At 47.5% G+C, this 20113-nt stretch carries 16 protein-coding genes and 1 other annotated feature; of the genes, 3 read left to right on the top strand and 13 right to left on the bottom strand.

Annotated features, from left to right (window positions below; all coding sequences use genetic code 11):
* Nucleotides 1-83: 83 nt before the first annotated feature.
* The 6 genes from SOI44_RS01070 to metG form a co-directional block, all read right to left on the bottom strand.
* Complete coding sequence (locus SOI44_RS01070; protein ID WP_331347402.1) at nt 84-1934, bottom strand: PTS beta-glucoside transporter subunit IIBCA; 1851 nt, start codon at nt 1932-1934, stop codon at nt 84-86.
* Between the two features lie 2 nt (nt 1935-1936).
* The gene (locus tag SOI44_RS01065; RefSeq protein WP_331347401.1) at nt 1937-2917 is read right to left on the bottom strand and encodes a PfkB family carbohydrate kinase; all 981 of its coding nucleotides are present in this window, start codon (nt 2915-2917) and stop codon (nt 1937-1939) included.
* Between the two features lie 330 nt (nt 2918-3247).
* Nucleotides 3248-3571 carry a hypothetical protein gene (locus tag SOI44_RS01060; protein ID WP_331347400.1) on the bottom strand — a complete coding sequence of 108 codons (324 nt, stop codon included), beginning with the start codon at nt 3569-3571 and terminating at the stop codon, nt 3248-3250.
* A gap of 389 nt (nt 3572-3960) precedes the next feature.
* Complete coding sequence (locus SOI44_RS01055) at nt 3961-5511, bottom strand: hypothetical protein (protein WP_331347399.1); 1551 nt, start codon at nt 5509-5511, stop codon at nt 3961-3963.
* A 16-nt stretch (nt 5512-5527) separates the two neighbouring features.
* On the bottom strand, nt 5528-6304 hold the full coding sequence (locus SOI44_RS01050; RefSeq protein ID WP_331347398.1) for an NAD kinase: 777 nt from the start codon (nt 6302-6304) through the stop codon (nt 5528-5530).
* 47 nt (nt 6305-6351) lie between these two features.
* Nucleotides 6352-8292, bottom strand: a complete 1941-nt coding sequence (gene metG, locus SOI44_RS01045; RefSeq protein ID WP_442914573.1) for a methionine--tRNA ligase — start codon at nt 8290-8292, stop codon at nt 6352-6354.
* Nucleotides 8293-8327: 35 nt separating this feature from the next.
* Nucleotides 8328-8534, bottom strand: a binding site (T-box leader).
* Between the two features lie 456 nt (nt 8535-8990).
* On the opposite strand from metG, the gene SOI44_RS01040 reads away from it, so the two are divergent.
* Nucleotides 8991-9191, top strand: coding sequence for a cold-shock protein (locus tag SOI44_RS01040; RefSeq protein WP_331347397.1), 201 nt, complete (start codon nt 8991-8993; stop codon nt 9189-9191).
* A 97-nt stretch (nt 9192-9288) separates the two neighbouring features.
* Here SOI44_RS01040 and SOI44_RS01035 read toward each other — a convergent pair whose 3' ends face one another.
* Genes SOI44_RS01035 through SOI44_RS01020 form a run of 4 tightly spaced genes read right to left on the bottom strand, consistent with a single transcriptional unit; the run spans nt 9289 to nt 12358 of the window.
* Nucleotides 9289-9576 (bottom strand): winged helix-turn-helix domain-containing protein, encoded by a 288-nt coding sequence (locus tag SOI44_RS01035; protein ID WP_331347396.1) that lies wholly within the window; start codon nt 9574-9576, stop codon nt 9289-9291.
* Nucleotides 9577-9578: 2 nt separating this feature from the next.
* Nucleotides 9579-11156: a hypothetical protein gene (locus tag SOI44_RS01030; protein ID WP_331347395.1), complete on the bottom strand. Its 1578-nt coding sequence runs from the start codon at nt 11154-11156 to the stop codon at nt 9579-9581.
* A complete protein-coding gene (locus SOI44_RS01025; RefSeq protein ID WP_331347394.1) occupies nt 11122-12006 on the bottom strand; it encodes an ABC transporter ATP-binding protein in 885 nt (294 codons plus the stop codon). Before SOI44_RS01025 ends, SOI44_RS01030 begins: the two co-directional genes overlap by 35 nt.
* Nucleotides 11993-12358 (bottom strand): GntR family transcriptional regulator, encoded by a 366-nt coding sequence (locus SOI44_RS01020; RefSeq protein WP_331347393.1) that lies wholly within the window; start codon nt 12356-12358, stop codon nt 11993-11995. Before SOI44_RS01020 ends, SOI44_RS01025 begins: the two co-directional genes overlap by 14 nt.
* Before the next feature lie 199 nt (nt 12359-12557).
* Between SOI44_RS01020 and SOI44_RS01015 the strand changes: the two genes are divergently transcribed.
* On the top strand, nt 12558-15365 hold the full coding sequence (locus SOI44_RS01015; protein ID WP_331347392.1) for a bifunctional diguanylate cyclase/phosphodiesterase: 2808 nt from the start codon (nt 12558-12560) through the stop codon (nt 15363-15365).
* Between the two features lie 23 nt (nt 15366-15388).
* Here SOI44_RS01015 and SOI44_RS01010 read toward each other — a convergent pair whose 3' ends face one another.
* Nucleotides 15389-15883 (bottom strand): nitroreductase family protein, encoded by a 495-nt coding sequence (locus tag SOI44_RS01010; protein ID WP_331347391.1) that lies wholly within the window; start codon nt 15881-15883, stop codon nt 15389-15391.
* Between the two features lie 242 nt (nt 15884-16125).
* On the opposite strand from SOI44_RS01010, the gene SOI44_RS01005 reads away from it, so the two are divergent.
* Nucleotides 16126-17547, top strand: coding sequence for a PTS sugar transporter subunit IIC (locus tag SOI44_RS01005; protein ID WP_331347390.1), 1422 nt, complete (start codon nt 16126-16128; stop codon nt 17545-17547).
* Nucleotides 17548-17641: 94 nt separating this feature from the next.
* Here SOI44_RS01005 and SOI44_RS01000 read toward each other — a convergent pair whose 3' ends face one another.
* Nucleotides 17642-18181 (bottom strand): HD domain-containing protein, encoded by a 540-nt coding sequence (locus SOI44_RS01000; protein WP_331347389.1) that lies wholly within the window; start codon nt 18179-18181, stop codon nt 17642-17644.
* Between the two features lie 82 nt (nt 18182-18263).
* The gene (locus SOI44_RS00995; protein ID WP_331347388.1) at nt 18264-19973 is read right to left on the bottom strand and encodes a hypothetical protein; all 1710 of its coding nucleotides are present in this window, start codon (nt 19971-19973) and stop codon (nt 18264-18266) included.
* Nucleotides 19974-20113: the final 140 nt, after the last annotated feature.

The raw sequence follows: 20113 nt of genomic DNA, 5'->3' as shown, positions 1-20113 counted from the left end.
AGAGCGAAAAAGAACTTCCTGTATGGGAAATCACATGATTCTCCATCAGAAAGTTCTTTGTTTTTGTGATTTGTGCTCTGTATTTATGCAGCTTTCTTGAGATCCTTGAACTGGGCGCCATTGGTAACGACTACAATGACCGTATCCGGATGGCCGGCATCCTTGATCTTCTTTCTGTCAAAGTGGATGAGCTTCTGTCCCTTGGTGATTTCATCATCCTGTTTGACAAAGGCCTCAAAGCCATCACCATTCATCGCAACGGTATCAATACCGATGTGGATCAGTACTTCAATGCCATCCTTGGATGTGACGCCAACCGCATGCTTGGTCGGGAACAGCATTGTGACTTTGCCATCAAACGGTGCCACAACCGTGCTGCCAGTCGGCTCAATACCAACAGACGGGCCCATGGTTTCCTGGGCAAACATCGGATCTGCAATTTCAGAAGCAGGAATGACCTTGCCGGCAACCGGCTGCGCAACATTGCCCTTTTCGGTTGTGAAGACATCCTTTGTCTCCATCTCCGGCTCCTCGCCGCCTTCTTCTTCAACTTCCTTGTTATCACGGAAGGTAACAAACGTAATGCCGAAGGCAACCGCGAAGGATACAGCCAGCAGGATTGTATAGGTCAGCGGGTTGGACGCAATCAGATAGCCTGGCAGGCCGGTAACACCATTGGCCGTTGCGCCAAGACCTGTGATCGCACCGACCAGAGAACCGGCAGCACCGCCGATCATAGCAGCGACAAACGGCTTGAAGAAACGCAGGTTGACACCGAAGATAGCCGGTTCGGTGATACCAAGAGATGCAGACATGGAAGCCGGTACAGCCAGCGCCTTGGTATGTCTGTCTCTTGTCTTAAGACCAACGGCAAGGCAGGCACCGAACTGGGCAAAGTTGGCAGCCGAAGCAATCGGCATCCAGGTGTTCAAATGCCCTTGGGCAAGCATGCCAAGCTCGATGGTGTTGTACATATGGTGAAGACCCATGACAACGGTAACAGGATACACAGCACCCATGACGGCAGCGCCAATCGGGTTGGCAACCAGCCATGTAGCACCATTAAGAACAAGTGTTTCCAGAGCAGAGAAGATCGGTCCGATGACCATGAAGGTTGCCAGAGCAGTGACAATAACCGTGGTCAGCGGCGTGACGAACAAATCGATCATTTCCGGAACATGCTTGTGCAGCCACTTCTCGAGATTGCTCATGACGAAGACGGAAATGACAATCGGAATGACATGGCCCTGGTAGCCTAACTGGTTGACCTGGCCAAGTGTATATCCACCGATCTTGAGAGCATGTCCAAACAGGTACCATACCTTGTAGCCATCAGCGGCATTCCAGCCGTTGGTCAGGCTTGGATGGACCATCATCAGACCAATGACAGCACCCAGATAGACGTTGCCGCCAAATACCTTGGCAGAACTGATGGCTACCAGTACCGGCAGGAAGGTGAAGGCGGTATTGGCTGCCATATCCAGGAAGCCATACCAGTCAGTGGAAGCGAAGTTCGGAATGGCATGGCCGAGAGCCTCGACCAGACCCATCATCAGACCAGCAGCGACGATGGCCGGCAGAATCGGTACGAAGACATCACCCAGTGTCTTGATCAGACGTTTCCACCAGGGCATGTTGGCTGCGGCTGCGGCCTTGACATCCTCCTTGGAACCAGCGGATACACCAGATACGGCAATAAACTCATCATAGACTTTGTTTACTGTACCGGTACCGATGATGATCTGCAGCTGTCCATTGGAATTGAAGACACCCTGTACACCCTCTGTGTTTTCAATTGCCTTGACATCTACCTTGCTGTTGTCGACGATTGCCAGACGCAGTCTTGTTGCGCAGTGTGCTGCACTGGCGATGTTGTCTTTTCCACCCAGATGGGAAAAGATCTCCTCTGCACACTTTCTGTAATCCAATGCCATTTTCAGTTCTCCCCCTTTATCAATGCATTGATTTCTTTTTCACTTGGCATGACACGCAAAGCCCCTTTTCGCGTCGTTACAATGGATGCCGCTGCGTTGGCACGCACCAGCATCGCATGAAGCTTCTCTTCATCCAGACCGTCAATGCCTTCTGTCAATACGGTATCCAATACGCATGCACAGAACGTATCACCGGCACCGGTTGTTTCAATCGTACCTTTCTGCAGGAAGGCAGGCGCATCTGCACGCACACCATTGGCATAGGCACTGCTGCCATTCTTTCCTTTCGAAAGGGAAATCAGTTTCAGATTCGGATATTTCTTCTGCAGATAAGCAACACCCTGGTCAAAGTTATCATAGCCGGTGAACCACTGAATCTCGTTATCTGAGATCTTCAGGATATCAGCCTGCTGCATACCCCAGTCAATCTGTTTCTTTGCATCATCCAATGTATCCCACAGAGGTTCACGCAGGTTTGGATCAAAGGAAATCAGAAGATGATGGGCCTTGGCAAAGCGCACTGCCAGTCTTGTTGCACTGCGGGCCGGCTCATCGGTCAGTGACAGCGATCCAAAGTGGAACAGACGGGAACTGGCAATGAGATTTTCATCAATCTCATCTGCCTGCAGATCCACATCAGCACCTGGATTGCGATAGAACGCAAAGTCACGGTCACCATTGGGCAGCTTCAATACCAGAGCCAGGGTTGTATGAACCTTGTCATCATAGCGAAGGCCCAGATCAGAAATCCCCTGTTCTACAATCCGGCGGGCAAGCATCTGACCAAAGCCATCCATGCCCACTTTGCCAATGAAGACAGTTTTGCGATGAAGACGGGACAGCATACTCAAAACATTGCATGGTGCACCGCCAGGATTCGCCTCCAGAAGAGGATTGCCCTGCTCAGATTTACCATTCTGCGTAAAATCGATCAGAAGCTCTCCCAGTGCAGCCACATCAAAAGCTTTCTTTTCCTCACTCATGTCTGTAACTCCTATACACTTATGCAGATCAACACTAGCATAAAAAGAGCCTCTCCGCTATATCTGGAATGGCTGAATGACAATATTTGATGAACCACAAAACGCAAGGCCAAGGTGCAGCACAATTACAAAACATCTTAAGGCAATGAACCGCACTTCACCAATCATCAGATAACCACATAAAAACGATATCTGCCCGTTGGATTCTGCTGGGCAATGCAGGCAACTGAGATCTCAATGACACTGTCAGCCAGGCAGCAGAAAAATATGAACCAAATCAAAACAGCAGTCTTTCCAATCAAGGAAGAAACTGCTGTTTTACTTCCGAAATCAAAAGGACCCTTTTCTTCTCTGACGATACCACAGCAAGGCATACACCCCGCAGGCCAGGCACATCAGGAGGCCGGCATTGGATACAGATACCTGATATTCTGCAGCCTGGGCAGGAAACAAGAGACCTGCAACAATGTTGTAAACAAGGTACAACACAAACACAACGGATACACTGTCAAATGCCACTACCTTGATTCTCAGTATTCTTTCCTTTTTCTCCTCTGCTGTTTCTTCTTTGTGCTTTTCTGCCATGAACAGGCCTGTATGAATGTCATACAGAAGGATGCACGCAATCACTAGAACTAAAACTCCGACCACCATGTCTCTCACTCCAATCGCTAAGAATCAAAAGTCTGAATAATCAGATTTTCCTGCTCTGTCAATATATTCCTACGGCTTTTTGCCAAAAATGAGAGTGAATGGATTTTCCATGGTTGTATTCCTTCTGCATATGATTTTTTATTTAATTTTATTTAAATTTATTTATATTGTCTGCTGCTATAAAAGCACAATACCAGCAATAGCTGATGCGGTCATATTCGAAAATGTATTTCAGATCAACATTCTGGAATTCCATAATGTATGCTGCATCAACATTTTGGAAATTTTCAGCACATATGTCCCATGTGAGAACAAACAAAAACGATCTCCATGGGCGGGCTGGTGTTCCGCCCCATCCGAAGATCGTCTTATTTTGACTTAGTTCTTATTTATATTGTGTCTCTGACACCGCTGCGGATTCCATCCCTGATGCCTTTGGCCACCATCGTACTGATCGGACCACATGTCACTGCTACACCATCCGGTGTTTCCAGCACTCTGACACCACCCAGTCGGATCAGTCTTTCTGTATCAATGATGCTGTGGTCATAGATGCTGATATACAAGGTATCATAGGAGCTTTCCACCCTGGAGATGTTGGACAGGCCGCCGACTGCCCTCTCTGTTTCCAGAATGGTCTGCTTTCCTTTGCCGCTGTGGAAAAGATCCAGTGCCAGATAGCGGAAATACAGCCTTGATATCACAAACCAGATGATGAAGCAGATGACGCCAATGATGACCAGTTTTAATATGGAAGACCTCAGGCTGTCTGTCTGCAGATAGACAAGCAGTTCCATCAGAGTACCTGGCAGTGCTGTCATCGTCAGTGAAGATGTTGTGTAATAGCCAAGATAGATATGTAATCCCTGCAGTAATGCAAACAGGATTCCTGTCAGACCAAGATGAATGACAAACAGCAGCGGTGCCACCAGTAACATGGCAATTTCTACCGGTAATAGAATACCTGAGAACAATGAGACAATTGTCAGCAGGAAGACCAGCAGGCTTTGACGGCGCCGTTTGGCTCTGTCTGTTGTCAATGATAACGTACCCCACAGCAGACCCGGAATGGCGAAGAGATTCAGGATGTAATACGGCGTGAAGTATCTGCCGGCCATGCCATTGAGTGATCCTGCTGCATACTGAGCTGTCCATACACTGGCATCGCCGGTGATGTTGGTGCCGGCTGCACTCACCCAGGAACCACCCTGCGTACTGTACCAGAACGGCGTGCGGAACAAGGTACCAAGATTCAATACACCAAAGATCCTGTCCAGCACACCATAGAAGCCAAGCATGACCGAAGAACTTGTATCACTGGCAAGGAAACTGATGCCCTTGTTTATCACCGTCACAAGATATGGCCAGATCAAAGCAATCAGAATGCCTCCTGCTGCACTCAGCAGTACCGTCTTGAAAAAGACAACTGAGCTGAATGAGAAGTGGCTGCCCTGTTCCGGTACATTCTTTGTATGCCGGAAACAGAAGATCGTGGCTGCGGCCACAATGACCATGGCAATCACGCCTGTCTGCAGTGGATAGATCGTAACGGTCTGACTGGAATACTTCACGCTCTGTGACATCGAGATGCCAAGAATGGAAGAGTAGGCGCTGGCAGGCAGACTATTGCTGTGCAGCACCATGGTTGCAGAAAGGAATGCCGCATAGCCGCCAATAGCTGCCAGGATGGTTGTATAGGAAGATGATCTTCTTGATACGATTCTGATAAGAAACAGCAGTGGAAAGTTGACGATCAGAAAGGAGCCGGTTCGAGCCAGAATCATAGCTGCCGTTGTCGGCCAGCCGGTATGTACGCTGTAGAGTGTACTGAAAGCAGGATTGACAAGCAGATTGCCAATGCCAAGAAAGACATACCCCACCAGCATGATCTCCAGCGGTGTCTTCAGCAGTTCATAGAACGAATGCCATATTTTCTGCATTGTCACTTTCCTCCTTTCAGAACAGACTCTTCAATCTGTCAAAATAGCTCACCGATCTGCCCCGTAACATCCGCACCCACAGATCTTTGGATGTGTGCATGGTGATGCTTTTGACACCATCCAATGGCAAAACATCTGAATCAACCCCCAGCAGGGCATGATCAAAGCTTTCCGAATCAAAGCGCAGCTCGGTATCCTCGCACATCACAATTGGTGAACCAAGCGACCTGTACTTCACATGATGAATACCGGCAATCTCGGTCATTTCAATAAAGCGCAGGCCCTCCTGGATGACTGCTCCGCCTAAAGAACGGTTATAGGCAGTCGAGCCAAGCTGTGTGCATACACAGATACCGGTGCCCCGGAAATCTTCAAATTTACGGCCATTGACATAGATTTCCATCACCTGTGTCCTTGATGCATTCTCAATCCGGATCTCATTGATACCATGTACTTCATGGCCATCATAGTGAGCACTGAGAATGGGATATCTGACTTCTGTGCATTTGTCATTGACGTAGGCATCCACAAAAGCATCCAGATCCGTATCACGATAATCGGTATAGAAACCCAGGGTACCGGTATGAATGCCATAGAAACGCACTTCATTCAGATGCGGCATATATTCATGCACGGCATAGATGAACGTGCCATCCCCGCCAATTACAAAGATCGTTTCCGGCATGTGTTCATCTTCCACGCAGCCAAATACAGCCAGTCTTTTTCTTAACTGGTCCGCAATTCTGGCAGAAGTCTCATCTGGTCTTACAACAAGTGCATATCTCTTATTCATATCAACAATAACCTCAAAAAGGAGATGTTTTCACATCTCCTCTTACTTTAACAGATTTTCGTTCCCGGTTTGAGACCGTTTACTTCAACAACGGCAATTTCCTTGTCGTTCTTTCCCGCCAGCAGCATGCCCCTGCTTTCCACACCGCGGAACACATGCGGTTTCAGGTTGGCAATCACGACAATGTTCTTGCCAATGACCTGACCAGGTGTATAGGAGCTTGCCAGACCGGACACAATCTGTCTTGGCTTATCCTCACCAAGATCTACCTGCAGGACATACAGCTTGTCGGCATTCGGATGATGCTCACAGGATACAACCCGTCCAACCCGCAGATCCAACTTGTCAAAGTCATCCACTGTAACTTCCTGTTTCTTGTCAGCCTGTACAGCTCTTTCCTTGGCAATGCGGGCATTGATCACATCCACCTTGGCCATGACTTCCTTCTCATTCAGACGGGCAAACAGAATTTCCGGATGATCCGTGATCGTAATACCGGTTTCCAGCTGTCCAAAGCTCTGGATGGAATCATAGTCTGTATGTGCAGTATTCAGGCTCTTGAGAATCTTGTCAGCTGTATCCGGCAGATATGCCTTCAGCAGTACACCAGCCACACGGATGGACTCCAGCAGATTGTACAGCACAGTGGCCAGACGGCCGCTCTTGTTAGGATCCTTGGCCAGAGACCATGGCATTGTTTCATCGATGTACTTGTTGCAGCGGGAGAACAGATCCAGAATCAGCTGGATGGCATCGGCTACCCGCAGCTCATCCATCTTGGCATTAACCAGACGGACAGTATCACTAACAGCCTGTTTCAGCTCTTCATCGATCGGTTCATCATCATGCGGATTGGATACCAGGCCATTGAAGTACTTGTTCTCCATGGACAGTGTACGGTTGACCAGGTTGCCAAGATTGTTGGCCAGATCAGAGTTGATACGATCAATCATCAGATCGTATGTAACATGGCCATCCTGGGCAAACGGCATCTCATGCAGCATGATGAAACGCACAGCATCCACACCAAACAGAGATACCAGATCATCCGCATAGATGACATTGCCTGCGGACTTGCTCATCTTGGCATCACCGGTTAACAGCCACGGATGTCCAAAGACCTGCTTCGGCAGCGGCTCACCCAGTGCCATTAACATGATCGGCCAGTAAATGGTATGGAAGCGGACAATGTCCTTGCCAATCAGATGCAGATCAGCCGGCCAGTACTTCTTGTACAGTTCAGAACTGTTGCCATCCGCATCGTAGCCAAGTCCGGTAATATAGTTGCTCAAAGCATCAATCCAGACATAGATGACATGCTTGGGATCAAAGTCGACCGGAATGCCCCAGGAGAAACTTGTACGGGAAACACACAGATCCTGCAGACCAGGTTTCAGGAAGTTGTTGAGCATTTCGTTCTTTCTGCTCTCCGGCTGGATGAAGTCAGGATGGTCCTCAATGTACTTGATCAGACGCGGTGCATACTTGCTCATCTTGAAGAAGTAAGCTTCCTCTTCCATCGGCTTGACATCATGGCCGCATACCGGGCACTTGCCATCTTCCGTCAGCTGGCTCTTGGTATAGAAAGCCTCGCATTCCTGGCAGTACATGCCCTCATACTTTCCTTTATAAATGTCACCCTGCTCATAGAAACGGCGGAAAATCTTCTGTACCTGCTTCTCATGATACGGATCGGTTGTCCGGATGAACTTGTCATAGGACACATTCATGACATCAAACTGTTCCTTGATCTCGCCGGATACCTTGTCTACGAATTCCTTCGGGGTAACACCGGCTGCTTTGGCCTTCTCTTCTACCTTCTGGCCATGCTCATCCGTACCTGTCTGGAAACGCACATCATAACCCGTCAGTCTCTTATAACGGGCAATGGCATCTGCCAGAACAATCTCATACACATTGCCAATATGCGGCTTGCCGCTGGTATAGGCAATGGCTGTTGTAATATAGTACTTTCCCTTGTCACTCATCTGCTGCACCTCCTTATAAAATAAAAGCGTCCTGTTGAAAGGACGTATTTCACGCGGTACCACCTTTATCTTGCCTGCACATCACAGACCACTCAACGCTTTAACGCAGCCAACGTGCCATGCTCAACATTCACACGGCCTGCTCCAGGACCATCTTCCTTCTGCCATCCATACCGGCCTTCCACCACACACCGGCTCGCTTCATATCAGAACAGAAGTACTCTTCCCTTCCTTGCATTTGCTTTCTTATTATATGTGAGCTGTCAGCTTTTGCAAAGATCATGCCGCATGAAACCGCCTCTGTCATATCATCTTTTCTCAATAGACAGCGAAGAGCGATCCTGTCAACGATCATCCGGAACTATCAAGAAGTCAGGGATGCAGACATAAAGATATTTGCCTGTATTATCACAAGGTATGATGGAAAGACACGGTGTAATTAATTACTCCGTTTTATGTGACAGCTCATGTTAGCAAATCTGGATTTGCCTAATTCAGATTTGACAAATTCAGATTTGCTTACCTGCTGACAGTCATTTTCAGCTCTTGATATTTTCATTGTCAAATTCTCTCTGGTCCTTCCGCTTTCTTCTTGCGCGAGGATGGCAGACGTGCTAATGTACTTTTGTATTCTAAGTATGTACATCAAAAATGACAATGCGGGGATACATTAGAAAGATAGGAGATTCAAAAGTATTATGGCAACAGGCAAGGTAAAATGGTTCAACGCTGAAAAGGGCTATGGCTTCATCACTACAGATGATGGCAAGGATGTATTCGTTCATTATTCTGCCATTCAGGGTGAAGGATTCAAGACTCTGGATGAAGGCCAGGCAGTCAGCTTTGATATTACACAGAGTGACCGCGGACCGCAGGCTTCCAACGTCGTCAAGCTCTAAGCTTAGCCAGGGAGATGGTGCAAACCATCTCTTTTTATTTGAAAAGGAAGAAAGCGTGTGCTCTCTTCCTTATTGTTATTTCTGATTTTCTTCTGTTTCAGTGCTCGTTATAGCGGTATCCCTTACCCCAGAACGAATCCAGGTACAAAGGCTGTGAGGGATTGGCTTCTATTTTTTCACGGATGTGGCGGATATGCACCGAAATGATCGGTTTGCACTCAAATGGTTCTTCCTTCCAGGCATTGCGGTAAATTTCCTCGGCTGTAAATGTCCGGTTGGGATGAGACATCAGGTAGGCAAGAATGCCATATTCATGCGGTGTCAGATGTTCAAGTCTGCCATTGGCATTGACACTCATGGTCTTATCATCAAGTCTGATTGACATGGTTATTTCCCTTCTTTCTGTAAATACTGCTGCAATGTCATGCTCTCTCCATCATCATAGGAAGTCACATCCACCTCAATATACTTCGAAATGGTCTTCAATTCCTCCAGTGACAGGAACTTCCCTTCCGGAAGGCCATACTGATGTGTATTGGATGTGCTGTATCCTGATGATCTGGACCCTGAGATACTGTTGATGGTCATCGAAGCACCGGTGATATAAGCTGTCTTCTGCTCATACATTGCCGGGATGCTTTCCTCCATATGCGTATTGAAGATCTTCTGCAGCTCTGCATTATTCATCCAGTCTTCATAGGACAGCTGTCCGTCAAACATAACATTCAGCGTCTGTTCATCATCTGCGCCAAGACTTGTTGTGAAATCATCCTTGTTTACAAAGGCATTGTAGCTGAATTCCACATTCTGACTCTTAGAAAGATTTACCGGATAAATCATGCCAAATCCCCTTGTCTTCCAGCCCACGGCAGAAATCAGTCCGGTTGTCAGGCACATGGCGATAAAGATGATAAAGATTCTTGGCTTCAATACGATTCTGCGGCGGTAGATGAACGATGCCGATACATACAGACACAGCATGATCATCAGATAAATCAAAGCAGCGGTAAAGCCATCAGATTCATAACTGCTTGTCACCAGCAGTAAGCCAAGGAACAGCATGATGTGAACCACAAATGGATATGCCATCAGACTGTCAGACAGCTGTTCTGCTCTTTCTGCCTTTCTCTGGATCATCAGTTTCTGATTCAGGATATAAGCAAGAATGCCATAGCCAAGCAGAATGGCCTCATACAGCCAGCTGAAGCGGGACCACTGCACACCCATAACGGCGGAAGGTTCCACAATGTACTGGGCATTGATGAAGCCAAGATAGAACGGTGAGAGCCACTGTCCGATTGTCATCGTGCCGCCAAAGTATGCCGAGCTGACTGTCATGCTTGTCAGAAAGGCATTCCAGACAAACTGAATGATAAATGGCAGCAGTGTATAGGCACCCAGCATGATGACGCCGTCCAGGATGTTATTGGCGATCATATACAGCATGCTGTTGAACAGCAGTAAGACGCCAATGTACAGGAACATGTGTGCAAACAGGGCAAGCATTCGCAATCCATAGTGAATCAGCGTTGGCTGCAGCATCAGGCCGCAGGCACCGGCAATCAGGCTGGAGACAATGAAACCGCCCATGATGGCCGCATACATGACGCCGAATTCTGTCTGGATCTGTTCTTTGCGTGAGATTGGCAGGGAAAGGAAGAGATCTACGCTGCGCTTTCTGTGCAGATAGGAGAACATGAATACCGGCAGGACATAGCAGGACAGGATGGCAATGACCATGATCAGAATCATTGCGGCTTTTACGTTGGCAGCGTTCATTGTGGCTGTGGCTGCATAGTCCACATCTGCCGTGTATGCATAGCGGGAACGATAGCCAAGCAGTACAGTGGCAGCTGGAATCAGCACATACATGACACCATAGAACAGCCAGCCGGTCTTCCATCTCTTATAGAGATAAGACGCATAGTTTTTATTCATGGCCTTCACCTCTGCTTTCCAGTTCATAGATAAACAGTTCTTCAAAGTTAGCCTGCAGTACATCCAGCACCAGCGGATGCATTTCTTCCAGCTTTGCAGTGACTTCTTCACGGTCACCTCTGATCACCAGCTGGCAGACTCTGCCCTCACTGCTGAAATGCAGCAGATCAAAATCCTTGAAGTCTTCTTTTGTCATTGGCTTTGCAAAAGCAGCCTGATACTTGTTAATCAGGGATTTGGAAGCCAGCAGATCACCGTACTGCATCATCTTTCCTTCTTCGAGAATACCGAAGGAATCACAGATATCTTCCAGTTCCTTGAGGTTGTGGGAAGAGATGATGACGATGGCATGGTCATCTTCGATCAGCCGGGCAAGTGCCTTCTTGACGCTCAGTCTTGCCAGCGGCTCCAGACCGTCATAGGCTTCATCCAACAGTAACAGACGGGGATGGATGCAGAAGGCAAACAACAGTGCTACCCGGCGTTTGTTGCCTTTGGAAAGATTCAGGATGCCGGCATTTTCATCCAGATGGAAGAGGTCCAGATATTTCTGATAGGCGTCCTCGTCAAAGTCATACATGGAGGTATACAGCAGCTTCATGGAACGGATCGTAGAGCCGATCGGGTAATACTGATCATCGGCCACAAAGGCGATCTGTTTCCGGATCTGTGGATCAAGTGTGACATCTTCATCCTGGAACAGGATATGGCCGGCATCCGGTTCATATACACCGGCGATCAGCCGCAGCAGTGTACTCTTGCCGGCACCATTGATGCCAACCAGGCCGAAGATCGAGCCATCCTGTACTTCCAGGTCAAGATCTTTCAATACTTCTTTCTGGCCGAAGGACTTGGACAGATTTTCAATTTTCAGCATGATCTTCCTCCCCATACAGTTCGTCGAGTGCATCCAGGATTTCCTGTTTCTGAATGCCCATGTTCTTGAGTGGTTCCAGTACTGCCGTGATCTGATGATGATGTGAATCTTTTACATTCACATCTGCGACATAGACACCTTTTTTGGGTGCGTTGTAGACACAGCCTGTCTTCTCCAGTTCGCTGTATGCCTTGGCAACGGTATTGGGATTAATCCCATTGTCCTGGGCCAGCTGTCTGACAGAGGGAAGCTTGTCTCCCGGGCTCAGCACCCCGGCCTGAATAAACCGGAGAATCTGATTCTGGATCTGTTCATAGATCGGTTCTTTGCTTTGCAGATTGAGCAGAAACATACACTCTCCTTTCATCTGTACTTTCTGTACTAAGTGTATTATCTGTACTAGTCTGCTGTCAATCTGCCAATTCTTAAGATGGCATCATTTTGTTAGAAATTATCAGGAATTCTTATACTTTATTTTCGCCAGCACAGCTTTTCTTCTATATAATAGGTCTGTATGCACACTGATTTGATACGGAGGGGGTGAGGGACCCATGGAGATCAATTCTGCGCGGACAATCAAAGATTATCTGAGACTTAGTAAAAACAAAGACCTGAAACAATTCATGGAGAGTCAGGAGCTATTGATGGCAGCGGCTGAGAATAATATCAGAGTCAGCTACGTTGTCTCTGCCACACTGATCCTGATTGGTGTCATTGGCACCTTCGGTCTTTTCATCTTTCATGATAATGTTGCCCTGTTTCCAAAGATCCCCAGTATCCTGATCTATCTGATCCTGATGACTATCAATACTTTCCATATCGTTCATCTTCTCCACCTCAATGAAGCCACAGATAAAAAAAGTGCCATTCACAATCTCAATGTCACATATTGCAGTTTTCTGCTCAATGCCCTCCTCTCCGGTCTGACCCTGTTTTCCACCCAGACAGGAAGTTCTCTTTTTTTCGAGCTCGTCATTGTTATGGTGCTGGTTGCCATTCTGCCCTTTTACCGCAGAAAGCACATTGCACCGATTATCATTTTTTCGATTGCGACAACTCTTGGCTGCCTTCTGTTTTCGCATACAGAAGTTGCCTGGCAGGATGGGTTTGATCTTGGTATTTTCTATTTTATCTGCGTCGGCACCATGTTATTGCGGCGGATCTGGTTTGCCCAGACAACCTGGCTGCAGGTGCAGCTGTCCAGGACCAATTCCAGTCTTGTGAAAGAAAATCGTACGGATACACTGACGGAGCTGAACAGCCGCGGTGCTCTGCGGCAGGACTTTCCTGCCTATACAGGTGCCTTTGTCTGCATGGCGATGATGGACATTGATGATTTCAAGCGGGTCAATGATGTGTTTGGCCATGTGTATGGTGATTCACTTCTGAAACATGTCGGTGACGGTATGATCAAGGATCTACAGAGTGAGAAGATTAAATGTTACCGCTATGGCGGTGATGAGTTTCTGGTGATCAGCCGCAATGTGGCATTTGATGAGTTTGCGTCCCGGATGGAGAAGTTTCGGAAGGATTTTGCGAAAAAGATGCCGGATGGCACGATGTCTTCGTTTTCCATTGGTATCAGCTATGGTCAGATGAAGAATGAGCGCAGTATTCGTTCCTGTCTGCAGCAGGCAGATGACTGCCTGTATGAAGCAAAGGCGCTGGGCAAGAATCAGATTGTCAGCCGGCCGTTCTCTCTGGATTACATCAAGCCTTCTGAACATGCCCTCAGTAATGAAAAAGACCGGATTACCGGCCTGCCGTCATTATCTTCCTTCTATCATGATGCCGAAGATGTGATCAAGGATAGCCCTGACTGGAAGATCATCTTCTTTGATATCGACCGTTTCCAGAGTCTGAATCAGACAAACAGTTTCAAAACGGGTGATCAGGTGCTGAACAGGACGGCAAAGCTGCTGCAGGAGAGTTTCCCGGGGGATCTGATTACCAGAAGTGAGAGTGACCACTTCCTCGTGCTGACCCAGAAAAAGGATGATCAGAACAGGATTGAAACGGTGCAGCAGGAGATCTCCCGTTATCTTCCTCATAATTACATCTTTCTGCGGGCTGGTGTTTACCAGCATCACGCAGACAGCGGCACGAGTGATCTGCGCGGCTGTGTGGATATGGCTCATGCGGCATGTGATACCCTGCGCAATCAGACGGTGCAATCCATCCGTCTGTTTGATGAAGAGCTGTATCAGAGCATGCAGAAGGAAGCGTTTGTGCTTTCCAAGTTCAATGATGCCATCGTCAATGGTGATTTTGTTCCTTACTTCCAGCCGATTGTCGGCGGTGCCTCTGGCAAGACCTGCGGCTTTGAAGTGCTGTCCCGCTGGAATGATCCGGAACATGGCATGATTTCACCAGGTGATTTCATGCCGGTATTGGAGAATTCCCATGATGCCTATCGTCTGGACTTCTACATGCTGGAAAAAGGATGTCAGCTGCTGGCAGATATGAATGCTGACCGCAGAGAGAATCTGTTCTTCTCCTTCAATCTTTCAAGAACAGACTTTGATGTATGTGATGTACCGGCCAGGATCAACCGCATTGTTTCCAGGTATGAGATTCCCCACCGTGCCCTTCGTCTTGAGATCACGGAATCTGCGATTATTGACAGCCCGAAGATTCAGAATGCCATCCGCGTGATGCAGAAAGAGGGCTATCAGATCTGGCTGGATGATTTCGGTACTGACATGTCATCGCTGAGTGCCTTGAAGGATTACAAGGTAGATGGTGTGAAGCTGGATATGGAGTTTATGCGCAGCTTCCATGAAAATGCACGTTCTTCCATTATTATCCGGGCATTGATTGAGATGTCACATTCCATGGGCACGGAAGTTGTTGTGGAAGGTGTGGAAACACGTGAACAGTTATCCTTTGTCCGTCTGTGCGGCGGCAATTACATCCAGGGTTTCTATTATGCAAGGCCGATGCCCTGGCAGGATCTGATCAAGAGCAGATTCTGGACAAACTATGTGCGTATGGATCAGCTTCCGTATTATCAGAAGGCAAATACCACATACATCACCGAAGCAAATCATTACCTTACCGTCGGCAGGATGATTCCGGAAATTGTCATGGAAGTATCCGGCAGCAGTATTACCATGCTGCGGCTGTCTGATGCTATGGAGAAATTCCTGAGCAAGCATACCAATGTGCTGCAGACGGTATTGTGCCAGCAGGTGCTGAGGAAAGCCGCAGAATCAAATGTGCCAGTATGGCAGTGCGGAAAGCTTGATGGACAGACATATCTTGTTCTGGCCATGCGCCTTGGTATTTCTCCGGATAACAGCAAAGCCATCATTCAGATGGAAATCTATCACAGCAGTTCTTCTGAACATGACAAGTAAAAGGAAGGTTGAGCCTTCCTTTTTTACTGCCAGTGGATTCTGCTTTCTGCAAAGCGGTTCTGCTGCTTTTTTTCTTCAGCAGGATAGCCTACCGGAAACAAAGAGAATGGCTCTACATCCTCCGGCAGATCCAGTACTTTCTTTACAGCAGCCATGCGGTCTTTCAGCGGGGCAATGCCAAGCCAGACACCGCCAAGGCCAAGGGCATCGGTCATGATCCACATATTTTCCTGGGCAATTGCCATATCAATGTCCGCATATTCAGGAAAGCGCAGCCCATCCGTGCGGTAAACCGGCACAATTACAGCCGGGGCCCCAGCTGCACAGCCGGCATAGGGTGAACATTGAGATAATACTGCAATCTTTTCTTTGTCTGTAACAACATAGAACTCCCATGGCTGCTGATTGCCGGCACTTGGTGCCTGCATGCCAGCCCGCATAATTTCCACAAGATCTTCTTTCTTAACAGGCTGACTCGTATATTTCCGGATACTGACACGGTGATACAGATTTTCCATATAAACACCTCCTGTCTTCAGGATAGCGGAGAAAAAACGAAAATGCATACAGAAAATCCGAAATATGATTCTGGTATTATTTTTTCGCACTTGGCAATTTACATCTATAGATTTGATTGTTTTACATATTTTTTCATAATTTTATGACTCTTTCGATTATATTGAAACACTTTTTCAAAGAATGCTGTGTCACCTCTTTCAGTTATATCTACAATAGGTAACTTGAAAGGAGACTTCTTAAGATGAATGAGAAGTTAATGAATGGGCTCCTCAACATCGCAGGTAAGATGCAGTCGAATAAGGTTTTGTCCGCGATCAAGGACGCCTTTATCGACAACATGCCGATTGTCATCGTTGGTGCTTTCTGCACACTGTTTCAGTGGGTAGTATTCCATCATGATCCGGCAGGTTCTACGACAGTATATCTTTCAATCGCAAACATTCCCGGCCTGTCATGGTTGGAGTATCTCACCCCGATTGCCACTACTGCAAACTATGGCTGCATGAATTTCATGGCGGTCAATGTCTGTGTGCTTACCGCAATGCATTATGCCGAAAACCTGGGCCGTCATGGTGACAAGACGGTGCCGGTGCTGGCTATTTCTTCCCTTGTTACACTGATGAACACTTCCATCACTGCACAATCAACTGCTGCCGACGTCGTTACGGCAAGCAACGGTGCACTGCAGCTTGCCAAAGGTGCCTCTGAAAGCACAGAAATATCGCTTTCAGCTGGTGCAGGTGTTCTGCAGTCCTTCACCGATGCCAATGCATTATTCGTAGGTCTTTTGGTAGGTATTCTGGTAACCCTGCTGTATGTCAAACTGGTTAACTCCGGCAAGGTTACCATCAAGCTGCCGGATTCCGTACCGCCCAATGTCAGTGCATCGTTTGCCGTACTGTTCCCGGTTGCGATCTGTATTCTGGTCGTATCTGTAGTTGGCTTTATCTTCAACACGGTCATCGGCACCAATATCTTTGATCTCATGGCTGCCATCATGGAGCCTTTGAAAGCGATCATGACCGGTCTGCCAGGTTACCTGCTTGTCACGTTCCTGGCATTGCTTCTGTGGTTCTTTGGCATTCATGGTGACAATGTCATGTCTGCTGTCACAGCTGCCTTCTTTACCCAGGCAAGTGCTGAAAACCTGGCTATCTACAACCAGACAGGCATTCCTTATAAGGTAGCTTCGGTGGCCGCAACCTCTGGTTACAGCATCATCAGTAATGCATTCAATTCATCTTTCTATGCGGTCACAGGTTCCGGCCTGACCGGCGGCCTGGTCATTGCGATTATGCTGTTCTCCAAGAGAGATGATTACAAAGCCATTGCAAAGCTGGCCATTCCATGTGCCATCTTCGATATCAATGAACCGGTAATCTTCGGCATTCCGCTGGTCATGAATCCCCTGTTTGCCATTCCGTTCTTCATGGCACCAATTGCCTCGATTGTCATTGGCTATGTGCTGACAAAGATTGGCTTCTGCCCGATCATGGTTGTGGATGCGCCTTGGACCACACCGCCTGTATTGTTAGGATTCCTGTCCTCCGGCGGTAAGCTGACAGGTGCTTTGACACAGTTGATCTGTCTTGCGGCATCCGTAGTAATCTATTCACCGTTTGTCATTGCGGCAAATAAACAGCCGGCACAGGCAGCTGCATAAGCATAGATCCTACGATAAAGACGATTCCGTCCAGATGGATAGAATCGTCTTTTTCTTTTGATTCCAAAAAAGAAAAGCAGAGTTTATGCTCTGCTCATTCCATAATCATGCGATAGGCTTTGGCTACATAGTGAGGAACCTGCAGAGCACCATGACTGCAGAATTCCAAGGCGGCACAGTATTTGTCCGCAATGGTGATAATCATGCCTTCCTTTGTGGTCGGGCGTGATGTTCCATTTGGCCACATGTGGTGTACAATGCAGTCCTTTTCAATGTCGTTGAGCTTGAAATACTTTTCGGCATTCATCAAGGCAACGCGCGGATGTACAGAGCAGTGTCTGCCAGGCAGCGGTGTTCCCTTATGCCAGTCATATAAATAGAAGTCATGTAACATGGCGCCTCTGGCACAGCTGACATAATCCAGTCCGGCTTTTCTTGCCATAAGGTAGGAATACCATGCCACGTTCAGGCAGTGCTGATACCGTGATGTCGCATGATGCTGACGGCAGTGCATCAGTTCTCTGTACTCCTTTACTGCCGTTATATCTGCGACACTCTCTATAAACGTCAAAGCTTTTTCGTCATCTTCATCACAGAAGGTGCGTCTTGATCCCAATACTCTTGTCATTGACATGTAGAATAGTCACTTTGATTTGTGAATTCAAGTCATATGATGACAAGTTTGCACATAACTTTTGTAAAGTTATGCAATTGCCTCAGTCTTCCTTGTTTACGACGAAATCCAGCAGTGCCTGGGCACCTTTGTCAATACCATGGTTTCCCTTGTCAGGCAAACCAAGGCATGTGTAGACTTCACCAACCGGGATACCCTTTTCAAACAGTGCTGTAAACATCTTATCGATCAGCGGTCTGCAGATATCCTGTTCCTGCATGGGGCCAAACGGATTGGCAAAGAAGGTTGTGGACAGGCCTTTTTCCTGGGTTGTGCCAAGGGCAAAACGCTTACCCTGGATGAAGACATCTTCTGCTTCCTTTTCATTGGCAAATAAGTGCATGCCCCGCTTGTCATCATAGTTGTTGGCATAGACAAAGCAGTCAATCGGATGGTTCTTTGTGACTACTTTATACGGTGCTGCCGGCATGACGACCCGGGCATTCTTTTTATCGGGATTGAAGAAGATGGAGCGGTCAAGGTCTTTGTAGGCAGTTCCTTTATCAAGGTCATCCAGGCGGACAAAGGCACCGATTTCTGTGCCCTGTGCCCAGAGGTTTCCATCCTTGTCCATGTGAATGGTGCCCATATCATCAAAGACGGTTTCCTGATGATCGATCTGATCACTGGCAAGATTGCTCAATGCTTCAATCGTTTCACTCTTGCCGGCACCGGAATCGCCCATGAACATCAGACCTTTCTTTCTGCCATCTTTGAGATAGAGGTTGACCATGGCACCATGAATCGGCAGCCAGCCCCTTTCCATCATGGCAAGATTGTGCAGGGTCAGAATACTCTTCTTTGTATAGCCAAAGTAATCAATCTCCGGGGAAGCACTTGTCTTACCGATCCACATGTGATTGTCTTTGTCATGATAATAGACAGTATCTTTGGTGCCATCGGGATTGCCGAAGAACAGGATGGCATCTGGCTTTCTATTGCGGCAGTCTTCTTCCCTGGCCAGCTGGAACAGGCCGGAGGTAGCCACACAGGAACTCATTTCATCCCTGTGGAAATAGACAAAGATCAGCACTTCACCAACCAGTGCCGGGAAGCAGAACCAGTCATCATTACCCTTTTTGAAATCTTCAATCGGATTGTGATCACTCGGGGCAAAGGTGTTTGTGCGTTTGTTGGACTTTGTGTGGATGATCAATGGTGTACGGACCATGATGGTGTGGACAAAGTCAATGTCTGACAGTTCCTGATATTCCTTGGGGCAGTCCCAGGCGTATTTCTGCATCAGCAAAGAGGCATTTGTGCCTGCCTGAATCTGCCGGTAGACATTATCAGCACGGCCGGTGATCTTGGCTTCAACAGTACGGAAAAAGTTGCGGGCAACCTCATTGATCTGATTGTCCACATTCATGAATGCATTAGTCTGATACGAATCGGCGCGCTGTGCATACAGCACACTGAAGCGCTGCAGACTGTTCCAATAGCGGTATCCTTCCTCAATGACATCCTGCATGGTTTCCGGCAGTTCCAGATATGGCAGATCTACCTTGTTTACATTCATCAGCAGCAAAACATGCAGAACATTCTTCAGGTCTTTTTTTACCTGCTCACGGTCATTGGTATTCTTGTAAAGAAAAGACCGCAGGTCACGGCGGTGGCTGTCCAGGTATGTCAGATAATGATCCAGAAATTCATTGAATACCTGTGAATCCAGAAGCTGTGATGTTGAGGTGACAAAGTCTGCAGAATAGTTCAGAATCACCTCATTATCATGAAAATAGCATGACTCCTTCATAAATTACCTCCAGTGTCTATGATGAATCTGTCCCCATTGACCTAATGATGACCGATTTTCAGTTTTCTTTCAAGACTTTATAAATCTTTTCACAAGTCTTTCATACATTTTGTAACTTTTGTATTGACAGGCACACAAAA

The sequence above is a fragment of the Lactimicrobium sp. genome, assembly GCF_036453465.1.
Taxonomy (GTDB): Bacteria; Bacillota_I; Bacilli_A; order Erysipelotrichales; family Erysipelotrichaceae; genus Bulleidia.
This window is presented reverse-complemented; position numbering and strand designations above follow the sequence as displayed.

Excerpts from the sequence above, each read along its gene's own strand:
- SOI44_RS01070 (WP_331347402.1), bottom strand. The coding sequence starts at position 1,934 with ATGGCATTGGATTACAGAAAGTGTGCAGAGGAGATCTTTTCCCATCTG.
- SOI44_RS01060 (WP_331347400.1), bottom strand. The coding sequence starts at position 3,571 with ATGGTGGTCGGAGTTTTAGTTCTAGTGATTGCGTGCATCCTTCTGTAT.
- SOI44_RS00995 (WP_331347388.1), bottom strand. The coding sequence starts at position 19,973 with ATGAAGGAGTCATGCTATTTTCATGATAATGAGGTGATTCTGAACTAT.
- SOI44_RS01030 (WP_331347395.1), bottom strand. The coding sequence starts at position 11,156 with ATGAACTGGAAAGCAGAGGTGAAGGCCATGAATAAAAACTATGCGTCT.
- SOI44_RS01035 (WP_331347396.1), bottom strand. The coding sequence starts at position 9,576 with ATGTCAATCAGACTTGATGATAAGACCATGAGTGTCAATGCCAATGGC.
- SOI44_RS01025 (WP_331347394.1), bottom strand. The coding sequence starts at position 12,006 with ATGCTGAAAATTGAAAATCTGTCCAAGTCCTTCGGCCAGAAAGAAGTA.
- SOI44_RS01040 (WP_331347397.1), top strand. The coding sequence starts at position 8,991 with ATGGCAACAGGCAAGGTAAAATGGTTCAACGCTGAAAAGGGCTATGGC.
- SOI44_RS01000 (WP_331347389.1), bottom strand. The coding sequence starts at position 18,181 with ATGTCAATGACAAGAGTATTGGGATCAAGACGCACCTTCTGTGATGAA.
- SOI44_RS01065 (WP_331347401.1), bottom strand. The coding sequence starts at position 2,917 with ATGAGTGAGGAAAAGAAAGCTTTTGATGTGGCTGCACTGGGAGAGCTT.
- SOI44_RS01010 (WP_331347391.1), bottom strand. The coding sequence starts at position 15,883 with ATGGAAAATCTGTATCACCGTGTCAGTATCCGGAAATATACGAGTCAG.
- metG (WP_442914573.1), bottom strand. The coding sequence starts at position 8,292 with ATGAGTGACAAGGGAAAGTACTATATTACAACAGCCATTGCCTATACC.
- SOI44_RS01055 (WP_331347399.1), bottom strand. The coding sequence starts at position 5,511 with ATGCAGAAAATATGGCATTCGTTCTATGAACTGCTGAAGACACCGCTG.
- SOI44_RS01050 (WP_331347398.1), bottom strand. The coding sequence starts at position 6,304 with ATGAATAAGAGATATGCACTTGTTGTAAGACCAGATGAGACTTCTGCC.
- SOI44_RS01005 (WP_331347390.1), top strand. The coding sequence starts at position 16,126 with ATGAATGAGAAGTTAATGAATGGGCTCCTCAACATCGCAGGTAAGATG.
- SOI44_RS01015 (WP_331347392.1), top strand. The coding sequence starts at position 12,558 with ATGGAGATCAATTCTGCGCGGACAATCAAAGATTATCTGAGACTTAGT.
- SOI44_RS01020 (WP_331347393.1), bottom strand. The coding sequence starts at position 12,358 with ATGTTTCTGCTCAATCTGCAAAGCAAAGAACCGATCTATGAACAGATC.